Here is a 23,295-nt window from a genome sequence, read left to right as displayed (position 1 = left end):
CGCATGTCAACACAGCCCCGCCCCCTTGGGCAGGTGCGCCGGCCCTTGGCTACAAGAGCGGCGCGTATCCGTCCAACACCCGCAGCACCTCCGCCTCTCCCGCCGAAGGCAGTTGCAGCACCACCTCCTCGATGCCCAGCTCGGCATAGTGCGCGAGCTTGCCGGGGGTCGGCAGGACCGCGTACGGGACGATCTGGAGGGCGGCCGGGTCGCGGCCCGCGTCCGTCCATGCCGTGCGCAGTACCGGCAGGGACTCGGTGAGGCCGCGGCCGCCGATCGGCAGCCAGCCGTCCGCGTACTCGGCGATGTGCGCGAACAGCTTCGGCCCGGCGGCGCCGCCGACGAGCGTGCGCGGGCCGGTCACCGGGCCGCGCGGCCCCGGCACCGGCTTGGGGTGGGCATGGCTGGCCCGTACGCTTGCGAACTCACCCTTGTAGGCCGTCGGTTCCCGCGCCCACAGCGCCTGCATGAGCCGCACCCGGTCCCGGACCAGCTCCCGGCGGGTGCGCCAGGTGACGCCGTGGTCGGCGGCCTCCTCGACGTTCCAGCCATAGCCGAGGCCGAGCGTGAAGCGGCCGCCGGACAGATGGTCCAGGGTGGCGATCTGCTTGGCGAGGGCGACGGGGTCGTGCTGGGCCACCAGCGTGATGCCGGTGCCGAGGCCGAGCCGCTCGGTGACGGCCGCGGCCTGGCCCAGGGCGACGAAGGGGTCGAGGGTGCGGCCGTACTCGCGCGGCAACTCGCCACCGACCGGGTACGGGGTGGTCCGCTCGACGGGGATGTGGGTGTGTTCGGGCAGGTACAGGCCGGCGTAGCCGCGCTGCTCCAGTTCGCGGGCGAGTCGGACCGGCGCGACGGTCTCGTCGGTGAGGAAGATGGTGACGGCGATACGCATGTCCCATCTGTACCGGGCCGGAACTCCACTGTCCATACCGACTGGTCGGCATCAGCCGACTCTCCCGGCCATGGTGTCGCGCGCACGACATGCGGCCGTTTACCAACTCCCGCTTCCCAATCCCCTTGCCTTTCATGGGAGTTCACGTCGAGACGGGAGAATCACCACCATGTGTGACGACACGCACGGTCAAGCCCAGGGAATCGGCAGACGCGCGCTGTTCGTGACGGGCGCCGCCGCTGCCCTTACGTTGGGAAGCGTGAGCTTCGCAGCCGCGGACGGCCAGCATCAGGAGACCCGGACGGTGAACGGCACCCTGCCGCCCGGCTCCCCCGACTTCGTGTACGTACCGGTCGAAGTCCCCGCCGGTGTACAGGAGATCAAGGTCTCCTACACCTACGACAAGCCCGCGGTCCCGGCCGGCACCATGGGCAACGCCCTCGACATCGGCCTCTTCGACGAGCACGGCACCGAGCTGGGCGGCCGGGGCTTCCGTGGCTGGTCGGGCGGCGCCCGCACGGAGTTCTTCGTCCGCGCCGACGACGCGACCCCGGGCTACATCCCCGGCCCGGTGCGGGAGGGCACCTGGTACGTCGCGCTGGGCCCCTACACGGTGGCGCCGCAGGGCCTGACGTACGCGCTGACGATCACGCTGACCTACGGCGAAGCGGGCGAGACCCCGCACCCGGTGTATCCGCCCTCCCGGGCGAAGGGCCGGGGCCGCGACTGGTACCGGGGCGACTGCCATCTGCACTCCTGGTACTCCGACGGCCGCCGCACCCCGGCCGAGATCGCGGCCCTGGCGCGGGCGGCGGGCCTGGACTTCATCAACTCCTCGGACCACAACACCCACTCGTCCCACCCCCACTGGGCCGACCAGGCGGGCGACGACCTGCTGATCATGCTCGGCGAGGAGGTCACCACCCGCAACGGCCATGTGGTGGCGCTCGGCACCGAGCCCGGCACCTTCGTGGACTGGCGCTACCGCGCCCGGGACAACCGCTGGGCCCGCTTCGCACGGGAGATCCGCGGCGCCGGAGGCCTGGTCGTCCCCGCCCACCCGCACGCCACCTGCGTCGGCTGCGGCTGGAAGTTCGGCTTCGGCGAGGCGGACGCCGTGGAGGTGTGGAACGGCCCGTACACGCCGGACGACGAGGTGACGCTGGCCGACTGGGACAACCGGCTGGTCGCCTCCGTACGGCAGGGGCGGGCCTGGCTCCCGGCGATGGGCAACAGCGACGCCCACCGCGACCCGGACGTGGTCGGCAGCCCCCAGACGGTCGTCCTCGCCGACGACCTGACCCGGGAGGCGATCCAGGAGGGCATCCGCGCGGGACGCTCGTACGTGGCCGAGTCGAAGAACGTCGTCCTCGGCTTCACCGTGACGGGCGGGCGCGGGCAGCAGGCGGGCATCGGGGAGCGGCTGGAGCCGGCCGCCGACACTCCGGTGACCGTACGGCTGGAGGTCTCGGGGGCGCCGCGCTGCTCGGTGCGGTTCGTCACCGACCAGGGCGTGCTGTTCACCAGCGATCCGCTGCCGGTGTCGGGCACGGGCACGGTCGAGTGGCGTACGACGCCCGCCTACGCGGCGTACGTGCGCGCCGAGGTGCGGCACGAGACGGCGGCGGGACCGGTACCGGGGGCGCTGGCCGCCTTCACCAACCCGGTCTTCCTCGGGGCTACTCGCTCCGCGTGATCTGCTCCGCCGCCCACTCGGCCCACTCCCGCCGCATCGCGTTGAAGCGCAGGCCGTACTCCAGCGCGATGCGGCCGTGGACCGAGAGGTTGCCGTCGTCCCAGTCGATGGAGTCGTGGAGCCGGCGCAGCTGGTCGTAGCCCGCCTGGGACATGTCGGTCAGGGCAGCCAGATAGCCGCGCGCCTGCTCGGGGCTCAGCACGCCGAGGAAGAAGACGCGCAGCAGGACGTCGCTGCGCGTGACGGGCTGGGGCGCGACCTCGGTCAGCCAGTGGCGCAGCTCCGCCATGCCCTCGTCGGTGATCTCGTACTCCTTGCGGCCGCGCGGCCCCTCGGCGGCGACCGTGATCAGCCCGGAGCCCGCCAGCTTGGTCAGCTCGGTGTAGATCTGGCTCTGGGTCGCCGGCCAGACGTTGGCCAGTGAGGTCTCGAAGATCTTCAGCAGGTCGTAGCCGCTGGCGCGACGGTCCGAGAGCAGGCCGAGCAGTGCGTGTTTGAGGCTCATGCCCTCCACCCTACCTTCCACTGTTGACATGTCGAGGATTGACCTTCTAGTTTAGACATGTCAAAACAGGAATTCGAAACGCGGACCGACCGGGGGAACCCCATGTCCTACCTGCGCACGTTCTTGCCGTGGATCGTCTTCGCCGTCATCCCCTCCGGGGACTGGCAGTGGGGTGCCCTGGCCGCCCTGGTGGTGGCCGTCGCGATCACCGCCCAGCAGAAGGCGGCCGGGACCGGCTTCGACGCGCTGGTCATCGAGGCGGGCTCGGCGGTCTTCTTCGCGGTCCTCGCGGCCATCGCCTTCGCCGACCCGCACTCGGGAGTGCACGACTATTCCGCCGCCCTCTCCTCCGGCACCCTCGCCGTGATCGCCGGAGTGTCGCTGGCCGTCGGCCGCCCCTTCACCCTGGGCATCGCCAAGCGCACCACCCCGCGCGAGTACTGGGAGCTGAAGCCCTTCGTCCGGGTCAACGTCGTCATCACGGCCGCGTGGACCGCCGCCTTCGTGGTGACCGCCGTCGTCCTCGCCGTGCTGGCCCACTCCGGGAACGCCCACTCGACGCCCGCGGCCGTCGTGCAGATCGCCGGCTTCGCCGTCCCGATGGTCTTCACGGTCCGCTACGTCGCCCACGTCCAGGCGAAGGCCGCGCAGGTGACCCGGTGACCCCGAAGCACCTCTCCGGCGACTACGCCCAGGTCACCGAGGAACTCCCCGCGCACGACCTCCCGGTGACCGGCACGGTCCCGCCCGAGCCGTCCGGCTGGTATCTGCGCAAGAGGCCCGGCCGCAGCAGGCCCCGCTGTGGAAGTGGACCACCGACCCGGCGACCGGCACGGTCCGCGAGGAGCAGTGCGACGACCGCCCCGGCGAGTTCCCGCGTGTCGACGACCGGCTGACCGGCCGCACCTCCGGCCACGGGCACCTGACGAGCGGCACCGCACTGGTCCGCTACGACCTGTCCTCCCACACGGCCACCGCCCACGGCTTCGGCCCCGGCCGCAGGGCCGGCGAGGCCGCCTTCGCCCCCGCCGACGGCACACCGGGCGGCCCTGGCCGGCTCCTCGTCAACGTGTACGACGCGGCCACCGACCGCAGCGACCTGGGCGTCCTGGACGCCGGCCATCTCGCCGCCCCGCCGGTCGCCACGATCCACCTGACGGCCCGGGTCCCCTTCGGCTTCCACGGCGACTGGCTGACCGGCGGCGCATGACGTCATGCTGGATCATTGATTGCCGGGTGTCGGATCACAGCAGAGCAGGAGAGCGAGAGACATGGCAGGCCGCAGCGACCTCAAGCACCGCCTCGTGACCCGTTTCCAACGGCATCTCGCCAATCCGCTCAACCGGCGGCTGCCGTTCCAGGTCCTGCTGGAGACCACCGGCCGCCGCTCCGGACTGCCCCGGCTGACGCCGGTCGGCGGGCGCAGAGCCGGCGAATCCTTCTGGCTGGTCTCGGAGTTCGGCTACAAGTCGCAGTACGTGCGCAACATCCAGGCCGACCCGAGGGTCCGCGTCCGCGTCGCCGGCCGCTGGCACCACGGCACCGCCCACCTCCTCCCCGACGACGACCCGATCACCCGGCTGCGCTCCCTGCCCCGCTTCAACAGCACGGCGGTACGCGCCTTCGGCACGGACCTGCTGACGGTCCGGGTGGATCTGGAGGACTGACGGCTGCCGCCCCCGGGAGACCCGCAGTCGGTTCAGCCGACCCGCTCGAACAGGTCGCTGATCACCCGCACCACCGTCTCCGGAGCGCGCAGCGTGGGCAGATGGTCGCTGTGCGGGACGCGGACGAGCCGGCAGCCGGGGATGGCGGCGGCCATCGCCTCGTTGCAGGCGACCAGCCGGGGTGTGTCCTGCTCACCCAGCAACAGCACGCAGGGCACGCGAAGTTCGGAAAGCCGTTCGAAGGCGGGCTGCTCCGGCTGCTCGTAGCCATAGGTGGAGAACCAGCCCCGGAACGAGTCCCGGACCAGTTGGGCGGCCCGGGCGTCCGGCGCGCTGCCCGCCGCCGCGAAGGTGCGCAGGGACAGGGCGAGCAGACCGTCCATGTCTCCCGCCTGTGCCAACCGGACGATCTCCGCGCTCAGGTCCGGGGACTCCAGCTTCGGGTAACCGGTGATGCCCGGCACCAGCAGCCCCAGGGCGGCCACCCGTTCCGGATCGCTCAGCGCGAAGTCGATCACGGACTTGCCGCCCATGCTGCTGCCGACCAGGACCGCGCGGTCCACCCCGAAGTGATCCAGCACCCGCCGCAGGTCCCCGGTCTGCGTGTACGGCCCTGCCGGGGCCGGCGACTTGCCGAAGCCCCGGGCGTCGTACCGGATCACCCGGTACCACGCGGTCAGCTCGGGCAGCACCGGCTCCCACACCCGCGAGTCCGCGATCCCCGGGTGCAGCAGCACCAGGGGGAGCCCCTCACCTCCCGAGTCGTCCGCCCAGACCTCGCCGCCCTCGACCTTCACCGTCTGCTCCATGGAGCCCACGGTGCCAGAACTCAGCCCGGCCACACGACGGCCTGCACCTCGCTGTAGGCGTGCAGGGCATAGGAGCCCACGTCACGGCCCACACCGCTCTTCTTGAATCCCCCGAACGGCGCTTCCATGTTCCGGCCCACCGTGTTGATGCCGACCCCGCCGGCCCGCAGCCGCCGGGCCACCCGGAAGGCTCTGGCCACGTCACCGGACCAGACGTAGTCGATGAGGCCGTAGTCGGAGTCGTTGGCGAGGGTCACGGCCTCCTCCTCGTCGTCGAAGGGAACCACCACGACCACCGGCCCGAAGATCTCCTCCCGTGCCACCCGCATGTCGTTGGTGCAGTCGGCCAGGAGGGTGGGCGAGACGTAGAAACCGGCCTCCAGTGGGGGGCGTTCACCGCCCGCGACCAGCGACGCACCCTCCTTGCGGCCCAGTTCCACGTACGACTCGACCCGCGCCCGGTGCTCCGCCGAGATCAGCGGGCCGACGACCGTGTCCGGCTCCCGTGGGTCCCCGATCTTCAACCGGCCCGCGTATACGGCCAGTTGCCCGACCAGGCGGTCGTACACGCCCCGCTGCGCCAGCACCCGCGTCGGTGCGGTGCAGATCTGCCCGCTGTAGAAGGAGAAGGTGGTGCCGATGCCGGCGACGGCCGAGGCGAGGTCGGCGTCGTCGAAGACGAGCGCGGCGCCCTTGCCGCCCAGCTCCATCAGCTGACGTTTCATGTCCCGCCCGCACACCTCGGCGATCCGCCGGCCGACGGCCGTGGAGCCGGTGAAGCTGACCATGTCGACGTCGTCGGACGCCACCGCCGCCTCGCCCACGGCCACGTCCCGCCCGGAGACGACGTTCACCACGCCCGGCGGCGCACCGGCCGCCTCCAGCGCCTCCGCCATCCGGTAGACGGAGAGGGGGTCCTGCGGGGCCGGCTTGACCACCACCGTGTTGCCCATGGCCAGCGCCGGTGCGACCTTGCCGGCCGGGTTGGCCCAGGGGTTGTTGTAGGAGGTGATGCAGGTGACGACGCCGACGGGCTGCCGTATCGCCAGGGCGCCCATCACCCCGGCCCTGCCCATCGGCCCGGCCTCGTTGATCTGCGGGGCGACGGCCCACTCGGCGGGCTCCACGCTCGCGTACCGGCGGAACCGGGCGGCGGCCACCCCGACCTGCATCGCTCGGGCGGTCCCCGTGGTCGCACCGGTCTCCGCGCGGGCCAGCTCGGCGTACGGCTCCATCCGCCCCCGGATGATCTCCGCCGCCCGGCCCAGCACCGCCGCCCGCTCCTCCGGCCGGGTCCGCGACCATGCCGTGAACGCCTCCCGTGCCGCCGCGCAGGCCTCCCGCACCTGCGCCGGCGAGGCCTCCGGTGCCCAGCCGACGGTCTCCTCGGTGGCCGGGTCGGTCACCGGGTAGCGCCCGCCGTCCGGTTCCACCCAGGCGCCGCCGACGAACAGCCGCCGCCCCTCGCTCACCGCGTGCTCACCGTGCGGGTGTCGGTCCCCGAGCGCAGCACCTTGCCCGGTACGGCCCCGGTCACCACGTCGTCCCGGATCGCCTCGACCCCGTTGACCCACACGGCCCGCACCCCGATCGCCCTGGAGTCCAGGCGCGGACTGTCACCCGGCAGGTCGTGCACCAGCCGGGCCTGCCCGGCGTCGATCCGCTCCGGGTCGAACAGGACGAGGTCCGCATGCCACCCCTCCCGCACCTGCCCGCGCTCGCGCAGCCCGAAGAGCCGGGCCGGATCGTCGGTCAGCATCTTCACCGCCTGCTCCAGACCGAGCAGCTTCCGCCCCCGCAGACAGTCCCCGAGGAAGCGCGTCGTGTACGGCGCCCCGCACATCCGGTCCAGGTGCGCCCCGGCGTCGGACCCGCCGAGCAGCACGTCCTCGTGCTGCCAGGTCTCGGCGCGCAGCGCCCAGGACGCCGGGTCGTTGTCGCTGGGCATCGGCCACAGCACCGTACGCAGCTCGTCGTTGGCGCAGATCTCCACCAGACAGGCGAAGGGGTCGAGCCCCCGCTCCTCGGCGATGTCCCGCACCACCCGGCCGGTGAGCCCCCGGTTGGCCTCGCTGTAGGTGTCCCCGATGACATACCGTCCGAAGTTCGCGAGCCGCCTGAAGACGCCGGCCTCCTTCGACTGGGCCCGCCGCAGCATCTCCGCCCGGACGGCCGGGTCCCGGAGCCGGGCGATCCGCTCCGGCACGGGCAGCCCCAGGACCGGCCCCCAGCCCGGGATGAGGTTGAGGGCGCAGAAGGTCCCCAGGGACATGTTCATCGGGGTGAGGATCGGCATGGTGAGCGCCACGATCCGCCCGCCGGCCTTCCGGGCGCGCTCGCTCGCGCTCAGCTGCCGGGGCACCCGTTCCGGGACGGCAGCGTCGATGGTGAGCACGTTCCAGTTCAGCGGCCGTGCGGCCACCGCGCTCATCTCCACCAGCAGATCGATCTCGTCGTCGCTGAATTGGTCCAGACACCCGGCGACGATCCCCTCGATCTGCGTCCCCTCGTGCTCCCCGACCGCCCTGGACAGGGCGAGCAGTTCGGCGGGGAGCGCGTGCCGGGAGGCGACCGGCTGCCCGTCCCCGTCGGAGTGGGTACGGGACTGCGTGGTGGACAGCCCCCACGCCCCGGCGTCCATCGCCTCGTGCAACAGCCGTACGATCTCGGTCAGTTGCTCCTCACTGGGCTGCCCACCGACGGCGTCGGGCCCCATCACATACCGGCGCAGCGCACAGTGGCCGACCATGAATCCCGCGTTGACGGCGATCCGCCCGTCAAGCGCGTCCAGATAGTCCCCGAACGAGTTCCAGCTCCAGGGCGCCCCCTCCTCCAGCGCCACCAGGGACATCCCCTCCACCTTGGACATCATCCGCCGGGTGTAGTCGGCGTCGTCGGGGCGGGAGGGATTGAGCGGCGCGAGCGTGAACCCGCAGTTCCCGCCCGCGACCGTCGTCACCCCGTGATTGAGGGAGGGCGTGGCGTACGGATCCCAGAAGAGCTGGGCGTCGTAGTGGGTGTGCGGGTCGACGAAGCCGGGGGTGAGGACGAGCCCGGTGGCGTCCTCGGTCGTACGGGCGTCTTCGGTGACGGAGCCGATGACGGCGATCCGCCCGTTGCGTATGCCGACATCGGCGACGCAGGCGGGCGCCCCGGTCCCGTCAACGACGGTGACGCCCTTGATGAGGTGATCCAACATGCCTGGAACCTCCTCAGACAGCCTGACGGAACCGTGACGTCCGGTGAACGGGATCCGTATCGATCTTCGGAATCACGTGCTCACCGATCAGCCGGATCGTCCGCAGCGTCTCCGCCTTCGGCACCCCGACCGGCAACCCGAAGCTCAGCTGATCCGCCCCGGCCTGCTCCCACCGCTTGCACTGCCGCAGCACCTCGTCCGGATCCCCGCAGATCAGCAGTTCCTCCTCGATGAGCAGTTCCACGAACTCCGGCGTGTACTGGGGCAGGGTCTCCGGCCACACCGGGAAGCCCTCCGGCCGGGGAAACGTGTCGTGGTACCGGAACACCAGCGAGGGCAGATAGTGCAGCCCCCCGTGCACGGCGATGTCGATCGCCTCGGCATGCGTGGGCGCACAGATCGCCGTGGTCGTCACCATCACGTTGTCGTTCACGAAGTCCCCGACGGGCTCCGCGTTCACGACCGCCGTCTTGTACTGCTCCAGCACCCACTCCATGTCGGAGACCTTCTGGATGCTGAAGCCGAGCACGCCGAGCCCCTTCTTCGCGGCCATGGCGTACGACGGCGGCGACCCGGCCGCGTACCACATCGCCGGATGCGACTTCCCGTACGGCTTCGGCAGGACCTTGCGCGGCGGCAGCTGCCAGTGCTTGCCCTGGAAGCCCGCGTACTCGTCCTGGAGCCACATCTTCGGGAACTCTGCGATGGTCTCCTCCCAGATCTCCTTGGTGTAGTTCATATCGGTCACACCCGGTATGAACCCGAGGATCTCGTGCGACCCGGCGCCCCGTCCGCTGCCGAACTCGAAGCGGCCCTCGCTGAGGTGGTCCAGCATGGCGACCTTCTCGGCGACCTTCACCGGATGGTTGACCTGGGCGAGCGGGTTGAAGATCCCGGAGCCCAGGTGGATGCGCTCGGTCGCGTGCGCCAGATACCCGAGGAAGACGTCGTTGGCCGACAGGTGCGAGTACTCCTCCAGGAAGTGGTGCTCGGAGGCCCACGCGTACTTGAAGCCGGACTTGTCCGCCTGGATGACGTACTCGGTCTCCTCCATCAGCGCCTTGTGCTCGGCGAGCGGGTCGGTCTCGGCGCGCTTGCCCACGTATCCCTGTACAAAGAGCCCGAATTCCAAGGCGGTTCACCGTCCCCTGAAGATTTCTGACAGAGCGTCAGTTCTGATGACTGTGGCATCGCCCGCAGGGCGGGTCAATACCTGATGGATCGTCAGATGACCGAGACCCCCGCCAACCACCCGCCGTCGATCACGAACGGCTGCCCGGTGATGTACGAGGAGTCCGGCGAGGTGAGGAACAGGGCGAGGCGCGCCACCTCCTCCGGCTGCCCCACCCGCCCGAGCGGTACGAGCTTGCGGTACAGCTCGTCCAGGGCCCGGCTCATCTCCTCCGGGTCGGCGTCCGGGTCGAGGCGCGCCGGGTTGGACATCGCGGTGTCGATGGCGCCCGGACAGATCGCGTTGACCCGGATGCCCCGGTCCGCCAGCTCCAGCGCGGCCACCCGGGTCAGCCCCAGCACGGCGTGCTTGGTCGCGGCGTACGTGCCCACGGCGGCCATGCCGGTCATGGCCGTGTAGGAGGCGGTGTTCACGATCGTGCCCCCGTCGGCCAGCTCCGGTGCCACCGTCTTCATGCCCAGGAAGCAGCCGACCTGGTTGACCTGCACGACCTGCATGAACTCGTCCAGCGGGGTGTCCACCAGGGCGTTGAAGCGCAGGATCCCCGCGTTGTTGACGAGCCCGTCGAGATGCCCGTACGCCGCCTTGGCGGCCGCCACCGCCTCCCGCCAGCCGTCCTCGGTGCCGACGTCGAGATGGACGTACAGCGCGCCTATCTCCTTGGCCAGGGCCTCCCCCTGGTCGTCCAGTACATCGGCGACGACCACCCGGGCGCCCTCCGCCCGGAAGAGCCGTGCCTCCTGCTCGCCCTGCCCGCGGGCCGCCCCGGTGATGATGACGACCCGCCCGTCCAGCTTGCCCATGACTTCCTCCTCACTGGAGCCGGGGTGCGACCTCCGCCCCGAACAGCCCGATCTGCTCGATGAGTTCGGCCCGGCTCCGGCTGCGGAACCGCACCTGGATCTGGTCCACGCCCATGGCCCGGTAGGCCCGAAGCGACTCGGCGATCTCCTCCGGCGACCCGGTGAGGGTCCGCCGCCCGACCTCCCAGCCGGCCCGTCCGACGTACAGCGGCTCGACGATCGCGCCGACCGTGAACGGCCCCTCGGCGCCGGCCTCCTCCCGCAGCCGCCGCAGCCGGGCGATCTGTGCGGGCAGCCGCTCCCGCGGATCCCCCTGGGGCAGCCAGCCGTCGCCCTTCAGCGCGGCCCGGCGTACGGCGGCGGGCGAGGAGCCCCCGACCCACAGCGGGACGTCCGGCTGTGCGGGCCGCGGCCGCTGGCCCAGCCCGCCGAAGACGTAGAACTTGCCGTGGTGTTCGGGGAACTCCTCGGGCCCGAGGGCGGCCCGCAGCGCGTCGATCGTCTCGTCCAGCACCGCCCCCCGCCGCTCGAAGTCGGCCCCGAGCACCTCGAACTCCTCCCGTACGTGCCCGGCCCCGACCCCGAGGATCAGCCGGCCGCCGGAGAGGTGGTCGAGGGTGGCGTACTGCTTGGCGGTGAGCAGCGGGTGCCGCAGCCCCACGACGGCCACATGGCTGAGCAGCCGGACGCGTTCGGTGACGGCGGCGAGGTGGGCGAGGGTGGCGACCGGGTCGTACCAGACCGTGCTCATCGCCGGGGCGAGCCGGCGCGGGACCGCCACGTGGTCGCAGGCGGCGAGGTAGTCGAACCCGGCGCCGTCCACGGCCCGCGCGAGCGCCACCAGGTCCGCCGGCCCGGCGCCCGCCTCCCAGCCTTCCGCGAACAGGGCGCTCTGCGCCTGGACGGGCAGCTGGATGCCGTACGCGAGGCTCACTTCGCCCCCCGCCACAGGCCGTCCTTGGTCAGCCCCAGCAGCTCGATGGCGTTGCCGCGGACGATCCGCTCGACCACGTCCGCCGGCAGATGCCCCATCTGCCGCTCGCCGACCGCACGGGACTCGGGCCAGGTGGAGTCGGAGTGCGGGTAGTCGGTCTCGTACAGGACGTTGCCGACGCCGATGGAGTCGAGGCTCCTGAGGCCGAAGGCGTCGTCGAAGAAGCAGCCGTAGACGTGCTCGGCGAACAGCTCGGACGGCGGCCGGGTGACCTTGTCGGCGACCCCGCCCCAGCCCCGGTTCTCCTCCCAGACCACGTCGGCGCGCTCCAGGATGTACGGGATCCAGCCGATCTGGCCCTCGGCGTACATGACCCTGAGGTTCGCGAAGCGTTCGAACTTGCCGCTCATCAGCCAGTCGACCATCGAGAAGCAGCAGTTGGCGAAGGTGATGGTGGAGCCGACGGCGGGCGGGGCATCGGCGGAGGTGGACGGCATCCTGCTGCTGGAGCCGATGTGCATGGCGACGACCGTGCCGGTCTCGTCGCAGGCCGCGAGAAACGGGTCCCAGTCGTCGCCGTGGATGGACGGCAGGCCGAGGTGCGGGGGTATCTCGGAGAAGGCGACGGCCCGTGCGCCCCGCGCGGCGTTGCGCCGTACCTCCGCGGCGGCCAGCTCGGCATCCCACAGGGGTATGAGCGGGAGCGGTATCAGCCGGCCCTGCGCCTTGGGCCCGCACCACTCCTCCACCATCCAGTCGTTGTAGGCGCGCACGCACAGCAGGGCGAGGTCCTTGTCGGCGGCCTCGGCGAAGGTCTGGCCGCAGAAGCGGGGGAAGGTGGGGAAGCAGACGGCGGACTGGACGTGGTTGACGTCCATGTCGGCGAGCCGGGCGGACACGTCGTACGACCCCGGCCGCATCTGCTCGTACGTGATGACCTCCAGCTTGACCTCGTCCCTGGCGTACCCGACGGCGGTGTCGAGCCGGGTGAGGGGGCGGCGGAGGTCTCCGTAGACCCACCAGTCGCCGACGGGGCCGTCGGTGCTGCCGGGTTCGCCCATGACGGGCCGGAATCGCCCGCCCAGGAAGGTCATCTCCTTGACGGGGGCGCGCACGATGCGGGGCCCGACGTCCAGGTACTTCCTCGGCAGCCGGTCCCGCCAGACGGTGGCGGGCTCCACGGTGTGGTCGTCGACGGAGATGATCAGCGGGAACTGTGTGGTCTCCATGGCCCTCACGGTAGCGCCGATCTGACGGTCCGTCAGCTATCGCGTATCGGACGACTGCGTGCGAAGAGGTGTGAGGGATTTGCGGATCGAGGTGTGAGGGCTTTGTGTACTGAAATGCGCCTCCCTGTGATCGGCGTCTCCCACGGCTGACGCAACCGGCCGGAACAAGGCAAACTGACGGGGTTGTTCGTTAAGCCGAGGGGGACGAACGCATGGACGGTGGGCCGCGAGTGCCTGAGCAGCGGCGTCCCGGTTCCGTGACCGTCACGGAACCGGAGGCGCTGCGGTTCGGCGTGCTCGGTCCGGTGCGGGCCTGGCGCGGCGAGGAGCAGCTCAGCACGGGCTCCCCCCAGCAGCGCGCCCTGCTGGCCGCCCTGCTGCTGCGCGAGGGCCGTACGGCGACGGCGGCGGAGCTGATCGACGCCCTGTGGGGCGCCGAGCCCCCGTCGCAGGCGCTGGCGGCGGTGCGCACCTACGCGTCCCGCCTCCGCAAGATCCTGGACGCCGGTGTCCTGGTCAGCGAGTCCGGCGGCTACGCGATCCGGGGCCTGCGCGACGGCGCCCTGGACCTGGCCGGCGCCCAGGACCTCGCGGCACAGGCGGAGAAGGCACGGGCCGCCGGCGACCTGTGCCGGGCCCGCACGCTGCTGACCCGGGCACTGACCCTCTGGGAGGGCGAGGTGCTGGCCGGCGTCCCCGGCCCGTACGCCGAGACCCAGCGGGTCCGCCTGGAGGAATGGCGCCTCGGCCTGCTGGAGTCCCGGCTGGACATGGACCTGGAGCAGGGCTGCCACGCGGAGGCCGTCTCGGAACTCACGGCCCTGACGGCGGCACACCCCCTGCGTGAACGCCTGCGCGAGCTGCTGATGCTGGCGCTGTACCGCAGCGGCCGCCAGGCGGAGGCCCTTGCCGTCTACGCCGACACCCGCCGCCTGCTGGCCGAGGAGTTGGGCGTGGACCCCCGCCCCGGCCTGCGCGAGCTGCAGCAACGCATCCTCCAGGCGGACCCGGCACTGGCGGAACCGTCGTCTCCGGCCACGGAATCGCCCGTGGTGGCCGTCCGCCCGGCCCAGCTCCCGGCGTCGGTCCCGGACTTCACCGGCCGCTCGGCCTTCGTGGAAGAGCTGAGCGAGGTGCTGACGTCGGCGTCGGAGGCGGCAGGCCGGGTCATGGCCGTCTCGGCCCTGGCCGGCATCGGCGGCGTGGGCAAGACGACCCTGGCGGTGCATGTGGCCCACCGGGCGCGCAGAGCCTTCCCGGACGGCCAGCTGTACGTCGACCTGCAGGGAGCGGGCCCCCGCCCGGCGGAGCCGGAGACGGTACTGGGTTCGTTCCTGCGGGCGCTGGGCACGGCGGACTCCGCGATCCCCGACTCCCTGGACGAGCGGGCGGCCCTCTACCGCTCGGTCCTGGACGGCCGCCGGGTCCTGCTCCTGCTGGACAACGCGAAGGACGCGGCCCAGGTACGCCCGCTGCTGCCCGGCACCGGGGGCTGCGCGGCCCTCGTGACCTCCCGCGTCCGCATGGTCGACCTGGCCGGCGCGCACCTGGTCGACCTGGACGTGATGTCGCCGGAGGAGGCCCTCGCGCTCTTCACGCGGATAGTGGGCGAGGAGCGCGTGGCGTCGGAACGGGAAGCGGCCCTGGACGTGGTCGCGGCCTGCGGCTTCCTGCCGCTGGCGATCCGCATAGCGGCCTCCCGCCTCGCCGCCCGGCGCACCTGGACGGTCTCGGTCCTGGCGGCGAAGCTGGCGGACGAGCGCCGCCGGCTCGATGAGTTGCAGGCCGGGGACCTGGCCGTGAAGGCGACCTTCGAACTGGGCTACGGCCAGCTGGAGCCGGCCCAGGCCAGGGCGTTCCGTCTGCTGGGCCTGGCCGACGGCCCGGACATCTCCCTGGCGGCTGCGGCAGCGGTCCTGGACCTCCCCACGGAGGACACCGAGGACCTCCTGGAGTCCCTGGTGGACACGTCGCTGCTGGAGTCCGCGGCGCCCGGCCGCTACCGCTTCCACGACCTGGTCCGCCTCTACGCACGCGCGTGCGCGGAACGGGACGAACAGCCGCCGAGCGAGCGGGAGGCCGCGATGTCGCGGCTGCTGGACTTCTATCTGGCCACAGCGGCTCAGGTGTACGCGATGGAGCGGCCCGGGGACCGGCTGGTGGACCATCTGGAGAAGACCGCTGTCCCCGGGCTGGTCTTCGCCGACCGCCGCGCCGCCCGGGACTGGCTCTACTCCGAGGCCGTACCGCTGCTGGCCTGCGTACGGCAGTCGTCGCGCGGCGCGACCCTGCGCCGCGCCGTCGACCTGCTGTGGGCGGCGGTCGACCTCGCGGAGTCAGGGGCGAACTTCAGGGAGTACGAGGCGGCCGGCACCGCCCTGCGCGACGCCTCGCACGCCGCGTCCGACACCCGGGCCGAGGGCCGGGCCATGCTGGTACTCGCCAACGCACGGCACTGGTCCGGGCAGTTCACCCAGGCATACGACGAGGCACGACAGGCCCTTGCCCTGTCGGAAGCCGCCCACGATCCCCTGCCGTGCTGCTGGGCCGCGAACATCCTCGGAGTCTTCGCGTACTACCAGGGCCGGTACGCCGAGGGCGAGGAATTCCTGGAGCGTGCCATCGCGGACTTCCGCGCTCGCGGCGACCTCTCCGGCGCGGCAGCGGCGCTGTGCAACCTGTCGCGTCTGCATCTGCAGACGGACCGGGCCGACAGCGCGGTGCATCTCGCGCGCCAGGGCACCGAGATGTACGAGGAGTTGGGGCACTCCCTGAAGGCGGCCAACGGCCACTACGCGCTCGGGCTCGCCCTCGGCAAGAGCGGACGGCTGGCCGACGCCGGGGCTCATCTGGGCCAGGCCCTGCACGTGTTCCGCGCCAGCCGGCAGCGCCTGTGGGAAGGGATGACCCTCTTCCGTCTCGCCGAGGTGGACCTGCTCGCCCAGCGCCCGGCCCAGGCCGCGGCCAACGCCGAGATGGCCCTGACACCGCTCAAGGAGATCGGCGGCGAGTGGCGCCGGGGCAACGTGCTGACCGTACTGGGCAAGGCGCTGAACGGGATCGGCCAGACCGGCAGGGCACAGGTCTGCTGGCGAGAGGCGCTGGTGATCTACGAGCGGCTCAACTCCCCGGAGGCCGCCGAGGTCCAGACGCTCCTGGCGCCGGCCGCCGCGGCCTGAGCCGGGCACTGTCCCGACGTTCATCGATCGTTTATCGCCCTGCGCCACGCTCATCGATACCGGGCCGTCGTGTCGGGGGGCAGACGGACCAGCCGGTGAGGCCGCAGTACTCGCGATCTAGAGTGGGCGGCTCCAGTGGCCCATCCGGCCACACTCGGGGGAGTGTCCGGATGGGCCCACCACAGCTGTAACGCAATCTCCAAGGGGAGCACCTGATGAGCGACATCACCAAGGACGAGCCGGTCGTCACGCCGGACAACACGCACATCACCGACGCCAAGGCCGGCACCGAGGTCACGCCGCTCAACACCCACATCACCGACGCCAAGGCCGACTCCGGCGTCACGCCGCTCAACACCCACATCACCGACGCCCCGGCGGCCGCCGCCGACGGCACGGTGACCCCGGACAACACCCACATCACGTCCGACCCTGCCTGATCCAAAGACCGACGGGGGACCCGGCCGCGACGGCACCGAGGGGGAGCCGTCGCGGCCGACGCGCGTCCGCGCCACCCCTGACCCGGAGACCGGCAGATCCGTTCCACGGCCCTCGGTTGTTTTCCCTGCTCAGTGGAGCCTCTCCCGCCCCCGCAAAACCCCCTTCACCACCTTCCCGCTCGCGTTGCGGGGCAGTTCACCCACGAACTCCACCGACCTCGGCACCTTGTAGTTCGCCATCTCGCGCCGGGACCAGGCGATCAGGTCGTCCGACGTCAGTGTCGCGCCCGGCCTGCGCACCACGAACGCCTTGGCGACCTCGCCGAGGCGGGGGTCCGGTACACCGATCACGGCCGCGTCGGCCACATCCGGGTGCACGCCCAGCAGTTGCTCTATCTCCGCCGGGTACGCGTTGAAGCCGCCGACTATGAACATGTCCTTGATACGGTCCGTGATCCGAAGGTCGCCCGCCTCGTCCAGGACGCCCACGTCGCCCGTGCTCAGCCAGCCGTCCGGGGAGATCACCTCGGACGTGGCCTCGGCGTCGTCGTAGTAGCCCCGCATGACGTTGAAGCCGCGGACCAGCACCTCGCCGGGCGTGCCGGTGGGCACCGGGGTGCCCGAGGCGTCGGCCAGGCGCACCTCCGTGCCGGGGATCGCCCGGCCCGACGTCGACGCGATCACGGTCGGGGCGTCGCCGCGCCGGCACATCGTGACGATGCCGCTCGCCTCCGAGAGGCCGTAGGCCGTGAGGACCGTGTCGACGCCGAGTTCGCCTCGCAGGCGTTCCACCAGCCGCAGCGGGACCACCGCCGCTCCCGTCACCACCAGCCGCAGCGCCGAGAGGTCGTGCGTGTCCCGGGACGGATGGTCCAGCAGGGACTGGTGGAGGGTCGGTGGGCCCGGCAGGACCGACACCCGTTCCGCCGCGATGTTCGCCAGTGCCGTGTCCACGTTGAACACCGGCTGCGGGATCATCGTCGCCCCGCGCATCAGGCAGGCGATCACCCCGGCCTTGTAGCCGAAGGTGTGGAAGAAGGGGTTGACGATGAGGTAGCGGTCCGTGGGACGCAGGCCTGCCAGGTCCGACCAGATCTCGTAGGCGCGCAGGGTCTGTTCGTGCGTGATCACCGCGCCCTTCGGGCGGCCCGTCGTGCCCGACGTGTAGATGATGTCCGACACGGACCGGCCTTCCAACTCGGCCGACCTGTCCCGCACTTCCGCCTCCGCCACCCCCTCCCCTCCCGCCAGGAAGTCCTTCCAGGTGCGGAAGTCCGGGGGCGCGTCCTCCGAGAGGACCACCACCTGTTCCAGGTCCGGCAGCCGGGGCAGCGGGCCCCGGCCGTCCGGGGACCCCGACTCCGCCTCCCCCGCCGCCCGGCGCAAGCCCGCCACGTACGACGTGCCCAGGAAGGTGCCGGTGACGAAGAGCAGCCGGGCTCCGCTGCGGCGCAGTACGTCCGCCGCCTCCGCCCCCTTGAAGCGGGTGTTGAGCGGAACGAGGACCGCGCCCGCCGTCACCGCACCCAGGGCCGACACGATCCAGTCCAGGGAGTTGGGGGCCCAGACGGCCACCCGGTCACCGGTCTCCAACCCGCTCGCCAGGCAGGCCGCCGCCGCTCGCTCCACCCGCGCGCCCAGTTCGGCGTACGTGACCCTCGTCCGGCCCTCGGCCACGGCCTCGGTGTCCGCGTACCGCCCGGCCGACCACCGCACCAGCTCCGGGATGGTGTTCCACTCGCCCACAGCAGACCTCCCGAACACAGAGCACACCCAGCTGACTGACCGTCAGATTAGCTGTAATCTGACGTACTGTCAGGAGAGGGGGAGGCCATGGCAGGTACCGGGCTGAAGGACGCCACCGCCGTCGTCGGGATCGGGCAGACCTCGTTCGCCAAGCACCTTCCGGAGGACGAGAAGACGCTCGCCTGCCGGGCCGTGCTCGCGGCGCTGGAGGACGCGGGGATCGCGCCCAGCGAGGTCGACGGCCTCGCCTCCTACACCATGGAGGAGACGGACGAGGTCGAGCTGGCCAAGGCCGTCGGGTTCGGGGATCTGACCTTCTTCAGCAAGGTCGGGTACGGAGGGGGCGGGTCCTGTGCCACCGTCGCGCATCTCGCCGCCGCCATCGCCGCGGGGCAAGCGAGTGTCGGCGTCGCCTGGCGGTCGCGCAAGCGGGGCAGCGGGGCCCGGCCGTGGACCAACACCACGGTCCAACTGCCCACTCCCGCCCAGTGGACCCGGCCCTTCGGGCTGCTCCGGCCCGCCGACGAGATCGCCATGCTGACCCGGCGGTACATGCACGAGTACGGTGCCACCCGCGACCATCTCTTCAACGTCGCCCTCGCCTGCCGCAACCGGGCCAACCAGAATCCGGCCGCCGTGATGTACGAACGGCCCCTGACCCGCGAGATGTACATGACCTCCCGGTGGATCAGCGAGCCGCTCTGCCTCTTCGACAACTGCCTGGAGACGGACGGGGCTCTCGCATGTGTCCTCGTGTCCGCAGAACGCGCCCGGGACTGCCGCAGTAGACCCGTCTACGTCCACTCCGCAGCCCAGGGGCTGCCCGCCCAGCACCACGGCATGGTCAACTACTGGAACGACGACCCCCTCACCGGCCCGGCCTGGACCGCCGCCCGGCACCTGTGGAAGCACGCCGACTTCACCCCGGACGACGTGCACGTGGCACAGATCTACGACGCGTTCACCGCCCTCGTCCCGCTCTCCCTGGAGGGGTACGGCTTCTGCGGGCGGGGGGAGGGGGGTGCCTTCACCGAGGGCGGGGCGCTGGAGATCGGGGGGCGGCTCCCCGTCAACACCGGCGGCGGCGGGCTCAGCGAGGCCTATGTGCACGGCTTCAACCTCATCAACGAGGGCGTCAGGCAGCTGCGCGGGACCAGCACCGCCCAGGTGCCCGGCGCCGCCACCTGTCTGGTCACCGCCGGTGAGGGCGTGCCCACCTCCGCCCTTCTCCTGCGGAGTTGAGGAGTCAAGGAGTTGAGGAGGAGCTGATCATGCTGAACCCCGTCACCGACACCGACGGCGCCCCCTTCTGGGAGTACGCGACCCGTGGTGAACTGCGCGTCCAGGCCTGCGGCGACTGCGGTGAGCCGCGGTTCCCGCCCCGGCCCTGCTGCCCGCACTGCCAGTCCTTCGCGAGCGAGTGGCGGCCGGTGTCGGGGCGCGGGCGCGTGTGGTCGTACGTCGTGCCGCATCCCCCGCTGCTGCCCGAGTACGCCGAACAGGCGCCGTACAACGTGGTCGTGGTGGAGCTGGAGGACGCGCCGCGGATCCGGCTCGTCGGCAATGTGGTCCGTCACGCGGGCGCACCCCTCGGCTCCCTCGAACCGGGGCGTCTGCGGATCGGCGCACGGGTGCATGTCGTCTTCGGTGACGGCGGGCTGCCGCAGTGGGTGCTCGCGTGAGCACCGTGCGGCTGGAGGCCGACAAGGACAGCGGGGTCGCCGTCGTCACCCTCGACCGGGCGCACCGGCTCAACGCCATCGACCTGGACATGGCTCGCGAACTCACCGACATCTGGCGGGCGTTGCGGTTCGACGACTCGGTGCGAGCCGTGGTGCTCACCGGGAGCGGGGAGCGGGCGTTCTGCACCGGGATCGACCGGGACGTCGTCGTACCGCAGCCCTCGTCGCCGTACATGCTGGACGATCCGCTGCTGACCGTCGGGCCGAAGGCGAACGACCTGTGGAAGCCCGTCGTGGCCGCCGTGCGCGGGATGGCCTGCGGGGGTGCCTTCTATCTGCTGGGGGAGTGTGAGTTCGTCGTCGCCGATCCGACGGCCGTCTTCTTCGATCCGCACACCTCGTACGGCATGGTCAGCGCCTATGAGTCCATGCTGATGGCGGCGCGGATGCCGTACGGCGAGGTGGCCCGGATGATGCTCATGGGAACCGCCGAGCGGATCTCCGCGCGGCGGGCCCATGAGATCGGGCTCGTCTCCGAAGTCACCGAGGAGGGCGGGGCGCTGGCCGGCGCCGTACGCTGTGCCGCCGTCGTAGCCGGGTATCCGCCGGAGGGAGTGCAGGGGACCGTGCGGGCGCTGTGGGCGGCCCAGGAGGCGGGCCGGGCCCAGGCGTTCGCGCAGGCCCCGCAGCTCATCGCCCTCGGCAATCTGCCGGCCGGGCGGCAGGCGGAGCTGTTCCGGAGCAGGGACCGTACCGAACCACGGACACGATGAGTGACCGCGTGGCGAGGAACGCGCACCGGGGGTAGCGTCAGCCCTGGGACGGCCGCCGTCTGGAGCCCTTCCGTGACACACCGGTACGACGGCCGTCGCACACTCTCCTCACGCCCTCACGCCGTGCGGGCCGTGCCCGTTCCCTTCTCCGCGTCCAGCGCGTACACGCACCGGTCCTTGCTGCACGCGTACACCACGCCGTCCTTGACCACCGGGGAACCGGTGATCTCGCCGCCGGTCGCCAGCTTCCAGCGCAGTCGGCCGTCGTCGGACTTCAGGGTGTACAGCAGATGGTCGGTGGAGCCGAAGTGGATACGGCCCTCCGCCACGGCCGGGGCGCCCACGACGTCGCCGCCCGCCTGGAAGCGCCACTTGGGGGTGCCGGTGACCGCGTCCAGGGTGTACAGGCCCTTGCCGCTGCCGACGTGCACATGGCCGGCCGCCACCAGTACCGGCTCGATGGAGGAGCGGGCCTCCGTGGCGATGCGCCAGCGGTCGCGGCCGTCGGTGGCGTCGAGGGCGTAGACCGTGCCGAGGTAGTCCGCCAGGTAGACCCCGCCGCCGGTCACCGCCGGACCCGGGGTGAAGGCGGGCGGGGACAGGAAGACCGCCGGTGCCTCGAAGTGCCAGCGGACCATCCCACTCGCCGCCTCGATGGCGAGGACGCGGGTGCCGGCGGAGACGTAGACATAGCCGTCGGGGGCCGGGGCGAGCCGGACGGGCACGCCACCGCAGGAGGCCGCGTCACCGACCGGGTACGACCAGCGCTCCTCGCCGGTGCGGGCCTCCAGGGCGCGCAGCCGGGCGTCCTGCCAGACGTAGACCGTGCCGTCGTGGACGAGGGGGCCGGCCTCGGGGGACTCGAAGTCGGTCTGGCAGCCGGCGATCTCCCAGAGTTTCTGCCCGTTCGCGGCCTCCCAGGCCTGCACACCGCCGCCACGGGTACCGGTGACGACCGTGCCGTGGTCGGCCTTCAGGGAGTACACCCAGGCGTCCGTGGACAGCCGCCACAGGTCGGTGCCCTCGCGGGCGTCGAGGGCGAACAGGGTCGGGCCGTCGGATGCGTGGATACGGCCGTCCGCCACCGCCATCGACCAGGCGACGTCCCGCGTCTTGAAGCGGCGCCGGCCGGTGGCCACGTCCAGCGCGTGCACCTCGAAGGAGGTGACGTAGACCAGGTCGCCGTCGACGGCCGGGGTGCCCCAGACCTCGTTGGACATGCGGAACCGCCAGGGCCGCCAGCCGCTCGCCGTCTCCGGGGGCGCGGACGGGACGGGCGGTACGGCAGGGCCTACGGCAGGGTCTGTGCCGGCGACGCCGGGGCGCGGGCGGGACCAGCTGGCGACCAGGCCGGCCTCCGGCGGGGGCGCCTTGACGGCGGCGGCGCGGGCGTCGGCGACGCGCGGGCCGGGGCCGATGGGCACCTGGGCGCCGGCCAGCCGGACCGGGCCGTTGTCGGGGGCACCGACGGGGACGGGCGGGTCGTACGGGGGCGGCGGGGGGACGGCCGAGCGGCCGCCGCTGCGCGGGCCACCGCCGCTGGTGACCGGAGCGGGCTTGGCCGCGGGGCGGCCGCCGCGGCGGGCCTCGATGAGGGCGACCGCCTTCTCGGGCAGCCAGGCGGAGGCGGTGCCGCTGTCGTCCGAGCCGGAGCCGAAGAGATGGGGCGCGAGCTGGGCCTGGAGGTCGGCCGGGGTGGGCCGGGCGGAGGCCTCCATCTGCATACAGACCTCGATGAGCGGGCGCAGCTCGTCGGGCAGCCCGGTGAGGTCGGGGCCCTCGCGCAGCAGCATGAAGACCGTCTCGACCGGGTTGGCGCCGTGGAAGGGCGGGTGGCCGGTGGCCGCGAAGACCAGCATGGAGCCGAGCGAGAAGACATCGCTGGCGCCGGTGACGCTGCGGGAGTCCTTGGCCTGCTCGGGGGACATGTAGGCGGGGGTGCCGACGGCGACGTTCGTCATGGTCAGGCGGGTGTTCGAGACGCCGGAGGCGATACCGAAGTCGATCACCCGGGGGCCGTCCTCGACCACGAGCACGTTGGACGGCTTGAGGTCACGGTGGACCAGCCCCGCGCCGTGGATGGACTGGAGGGCTTCCGCGACTCCCGCGGCGAGCCAGCGCACGGCCGGGGCCGGGAGCGGCCCGCAGTCGTTCACTATCTCCTCCAGGGAGGGCGCGGGGACGTACGCCGTCGCGAGCCACGGCACGGCGGCGCGCGGGTCGGCGTCGACCACGGCGGCCGTGTAGAAGCCGGAGACCGCGCGGGCCGCCTCCACCTCACGGGTGAAGCGGACCCGGAACAGCTGGTCCTCGGCGAGTTCGGTGCGCACCGTCTTGATCGCCACGCGCCGGCCGGACGCCGAGCGGGCGAGATAGACCAGCCCCATGCCGCCGGCGCCCAGCCGGCCCAGCACCTCGAACGGCCCGATCCGCCGCGGATCGTGCTGTGTCAGCTGATCCACCACTTGCCTGCCACCTCCCCGTACGAGCCGCGCCACCCATCTATGTACACGGCCGAAGTGCAGCGTCTCACCACCGCACCGCCG

The 23,295-nt window shown here is 72.0% G+C and carries 21 protein-coding genes; 10 read left to right on the top strand and 11 right to left on the bottom strand.

All coding sequences use genetic code 11. The features are described 5' to 3' along the window. Window positions 1–49: 49 nt before the first annotated feature. Window positions 50–895 carry a TIGR03619 family F420-dependent LLM class oxidoreductase gene (locus AV521_RS11885; RefSeq protein ID WP_076087326.1) on the bottom strand — a complete coding sequence of 282 codons (846 nt, stop codon included), beginning with the start codon at window positions 893–895 and terminating at the stop codon, window positions 50–52. Between the two features lie 169 nt (window positions 896–1,064). Here AV521_RS11885 and AV521_RS11880 point away from each other — a divergent pair, with 169 nt between their 5' ends. Further along, entirely contained in the window at window positions 1,065–2,591 is a 1,527-nt protein-coding gene (locus AV521_RS11880) for a CehA/McbA family metallohydrolase (RefSeq protein ID WP_076087324.1), read from the top strand. On the opposite strand, the gene AV521_RS11875 is transcribed toward AV521_RS11880, so the two are convergent. Then, window positions 2,575–3,096 (bottom strand): PadR family transcriptional regulator, encoded by a 522-nt coding sequence (locus AV521_RS11875; protein WP_076087322.1) that lies wholly within the window; start codon window positions 3,094–3,096, stop codon window positions 2,575–2,577. The genes AV521_RS11880 and AV521_RS11875 overlap by 17 nt on opposite strands. A 57-nt stretch (window positions 3,097–3,153) precedes the next feature. On the opposite strand from AV521_RS11875, the gene AV521_RS11870 reads away from it, so the two are divergent. The 4 genes from AV521_RS11870 to AV521_RS11860 all read left to right on the top strand — a co-directional run bounded on the left by AV521_RS11870 (window position 3,154) and on the right by AV521_RS11860 (window position 4,763). Next, window positions 3,154–3,759 (top strand): hypothetical protein, encoded by a 606-nt coding sequence (locus AV521_RS11870; RefSeq protein ID WP_256725511.1) that lies wholly within the window; start codon window positions 3,154–3,156, stop codon window positions 3,757–3,759. Continuing rightward, window positions 3,756–3,992: a hypothetical protein gene (locus AV521_RS50700; RefSeq protein ID WP_256725510.1), complete on the top strand. Its 237-nt coding sequence runs from the start codon at window positions 3,756–3,758 to the stop codon at window positions 3,990–3,992. Before AV521_RS11870 ends, AV521_RS50700 begins: the two co-directional genes overlap by 4 nt. Further along, window positions 3,896–4,306 carry a carotenoid oxygenase family protein gene (locus tag AV521_RS11865; RefSeq protein WP_305965162.1) on the top strand — a complete coding sequence of 137 codons (411 nt, stop codon included), beginning with the start codon at window positions 3,896–3,898 and terminating at the stop codon, window positions 4,304–4,306. Before AV521_RS50700 ends, AV521_RS11865 begins: the two co-directional genes overlap by 97 nt. 61 nt (window positions 4,307–4,367) lie before the next feature. After that, on the top strand, window positions 4,368–4,763 hold the full coding sequence (locus AV521_RS11860) for a nitroreductase/quinone reductase family protein (RefSeq protein ID WP_076087318.1): 396 nt from the start codon (window positions 4,368–4,370) through the stop codon (window positions 4,761–4,763). A 32-nt stretch (window positions 4,764–4,795) separates the two neighbouring features. Here the strand turns inward: AV521_RS11860 and AV521_RS11855 are convergent, their stop codons facing one another. From AV521_RS11855 to AV521_RS11825, 7 genes are all read right to left on the bottom strand, one after another. Further along, window positions 4,796–5,572 (bottom strand): alpha/beta fold hydrolase, encoded by a 777-nt coding sequence (locus AV521_RS11855; RefSeq protein ID WP_076087483.1) that lies wholly within the window; start codon window positions 5,570–5,572, stop codon window positions 4,796–4,798. A gap of 20 nt (window positions 5,573–5,592) precedes the next feature. Further along, complete coding sequence (locus AV521_RS11850) at window positions 5,593–7,044, bottom strand: aldehyde dehydrogenase family protein (protein WP_076087316.1); 1,452 nt, start codon at window positions 7,042–7,044, stop codon at window positions 5,593–5,595. Next, window positions 7,041–8,771 (bottom strand): amidohydrolase family protein, encoded by a 1,731-nt coding sequence (locus AV521_RS11845; protein WP_076087314.1) that lies wholly within the window; start codon window positions 8,769–8,771, stop codon window positions 7,041–7,043. Before AV521_RS11845 ends, AV521_RS11850 begins: the two co-directional genes overlap by 4 nt. A 13-nt stretch (window positions 8,772–8,784) precedes the next feature. Further along, the gene (locus tag AV521_RS11840) at window positions 8,785–9,903 is read right to left on the bottom strand and encodes an LLM class flavin-dependent oxidoreductase (RefSeq protein ID WP_076087312.1); all 1,119 of its coding nucleotides are present in this window, start codon (window positions 9,901–9,903) and stop codon (window positions 8,785–8,787) included. 92 nt (window positions 9,904–9,995) lie between these two features. Continuing rightward, on the bottom strand, window positions 9,996–10,766 hold the full coding sequence (locus AV521_RS11835) for an SDR family NAD(P)-dependent oxidoreductase (RefSeq protein WP_076087310.1): 771 nt from the start codon (window positions 10,764–10,766) through the stop codon (window positions 9,996–9,998). A 10-nt stretch (window positions 10,767–10,776) separates the two neighbouring features. Next, window positions 10,777–11,715, bottom strand: a complete 939-nt coding sequence (locus tag AV521_RS11830) for an LLM class F420-dependent oxidoreductase (RefSeq protein WP_076087308.1) — start codon at window positions 11,713–11,715, stop codon at window positions 10,777–10,779. Then, a complete protein-coding gene (locus AV521_RS11825; RefSeq protein ID WP_179023023.1) occupies window positions 11,697–12,929 on the bottom strand; it encodes an amidohydrolase family protein in 1,233 nt (410 codons plus the stop codon). The genes AV521_RS11830 and AV521_RS11825 overlap by 19 nt, the downstream gene beginning before the upstream one ends. Before the next feature lie 212 nt (window positions 12,930–13,141). Here AV521_RS11825 and AV521_RS11820 point away from each other — a divergent pair, with 212 nt between their 5' ends. Together AV521_RS11820 and AV521_RS11815 are read left to right on the top strand one after the other, a co-directional pair. Then, a complete protein-coding gene (locus tag AV521_RS11820; RefSeq protein ID WP_076087304.1) occupies window positions 13,142–16,108 on the top strand; it encodes a BTAD domain-containing putative transcriptional regulator in 2,967 nt (988 codons plus the stop codon). A gap of 215 nt (window positions 16,109–16,323) precedes the next feature. Further along, window positions 16,324–16,548 carry a hypothetical protein gene (locus AV521_RS11815; protein WP_076087302.1) on the top strand — a complete coding sequence of 75 codons (225 nt, stop codon included), beginning with the start codon at window positions 16,324–16,326 and terminating at the stop codon, window positions 16,546–16,548. A 129-nt stretch (window positions 16,549–16,677) separates the two neighbouring features. On the opposite strand, the gene AV521_RS11810 is transcribed toward AV521_RS11815, so the two are convergent. Continuing rightward, the gene (locus tag AV521_RS11810) at window positions 16,678–18,294 is read right to left on the bottom strand and encodes a FadD3 family acyl-CoA ligase (RefSeq protein WP_179023021.1); all 1,617 of its coding nucleotides are present in this window, start codon (window positions 18,292–18,294) and stop codon (window positions 16,678–16,680) included. 87 nt (window positions 18,295–18,381) lie between these two features. Between AV521_RS11810 and AV521_RS11805 the strand changes: the two genes are divergently transcribed. The 3 genes from AV521_RS11805 to AV521_RS11795 are packed head-to-tail and all read left to right on the top strand — an operon-like array spanning window position 18,382 to window position 20,749. Further along, on the top strand, window positions 18,382–19,536 hold the full coding sequence (locus AV521_RS11805; protein WP_076087298.1) for a lipid-transfer protein: 1,155 nt from the start codon (window positions 18,382–18,384) through the stop codon (window positions 19,534–19,536). A gap of 29 nt (window positions 19,537–19,565) precedes the next feature. After that, a complete protein-coding gene (locus tag AV521_RS11800) occupies window positions 19,566–19,976 on the top strand; it encodes a Zn-ribbon domain-containing OB-fold protein (protein WP_076087296.1) in 411 nt (136 codons plus the stop codon). Next, on the top strand, window positions 19,961–20,749 hold the full coding sequence (locus tag AV521_RS11795) for an enoyl-CoA hydratase/isomerase family protein (RefSeq protein WP_076087294.1): 789 nt from the start codon (window positions 19,961–19,963) through the stop codon (window positions 20,747–20,749). Before AV521_RS11800 ends, AV521_RS11795 begins: the two co-directional genes overlap by 16 nt. 116 nt (window positions 20,750–20,865) lie before the next feature. Here AV521_RS11795 and AV521_RS11790 read toward each other — a convergent pair whose 3' ends face one another. After that, complete coding sequence (locus AV521_RS11790) at window positions 20,866–23,214, bottom strand: serine/threonine-protein kinase (RefSeq protein WP_076087292.1); 2,349 nt, start codon at window positions 23,212–23,214, stop codon at window positions 20,866–20,868. Window positions 23,215–23,295 lie beyond the last annotated feature (81 nt).

The organism is Streptomyces sp. IMTB 2501, assembly GCF_001953885.1.
Classification (GTDB): Bacteria; Actinomycetota; Actinomycetes; order Streptomycetales; family Streptomycetaceae; genus Streptomyces.
The sequence above is the reverse complement of the archived record's forward strand: the minus strand, read 5'-3'. Positions and strand labels throughout refer to the sequence as shown.

Bases quoted from the DNA above. Each gene is read 5' to 3' on its own strand.
- AV521_RS11885 (WP_076087326.1), bottom strand. From the start codon at position 895: ATGCGTATCGCCGTCACCATCTTCCTCACCGACGAGACCGTCGCGCCG.
- AV521_RS11880 (WP_076087324.1), top strand. From the start codon at position 1,065: ATGTGTGACGACACGCACGGTCAAGCCCAGGGAATCGGCAGACGCGCG.
- AV521_RS11875 (WP_076087322.1), bottom strand. From the start codon at position 3,096: ATGAGCCTCAAACACGCACTGCTCGGCCTGCTCTCGGACCGTCGCGCC.
- AV521_RS11870 (WP_256725511.1), top strand. From the start codon at position 3,154: ATGTCAAAACAGGAATTCGAAACGCGGACCGACCGGGGGAACCCCATG.
- AV521_RS11860 (WP_076087318.1), top strand. From the start codon at position 4,368: ATGGCAGGCCGCAGCGACCTCAAGCACCGCCTCGTGACCCGTTTCCAA.
- AV521_RS11855 (WP_076087483.1), bottom strand. From the start codon at position 5,572: ATGGAGCAGACGGTGAAGGTCGAGGGCGGCGAGGTCTGGGCGGACGAC.
- AV521_RS11845 (WP_076087314.1), bottom strand. From the start codon at position 8,771: ATGTTGGATCACCTCATCAAGGGCGTCACCGTCGTTGACGGGACCGGG.
- AV521_RS11835 (WP_076087310.1), bottom strand. From the start codon at position 10,766: ATGGGCAAGCTGGACGGGCGGGTCGTCATCATCACCGGGGCGGCCCGC.
- AV521_RS11825 (WP_179023023.1), bottom strand. From the start codon at position 12,929: ATGGAGACCACACAGTTCCCGCTGATCATCTCCGTCGACGACCACACC.
- AV521_RS11820 (WP_076087304.1), top strand. From the start codon at position 13,142: ATGGACGGTGGGCCGCGAGTGCCTGAGCAGCGGCGTCCCGGTTCCGTG.
- AV521_RS11815 (WP_076087302.1), top strand. From the start codon at position 16,324: ATGAGCGACATCACCAAGGACGAGCCGGTCGTCACGCCGGACAACACG.
- AV521_RS11805 (WP_076087298.1), top strand. From the start codon at position 18,382: ATGGCAGGTACCGGGCTGAAGGACGCCACCGCCGTCGTCGGGATCGGG.
- AV521_RS11800 (WP_076087296.1), top strand. From the start codon at position 19,566: ATGCTGAACCCCGTCACCGACACCGACGGCGCCCCCTTCTGGGAGTAC.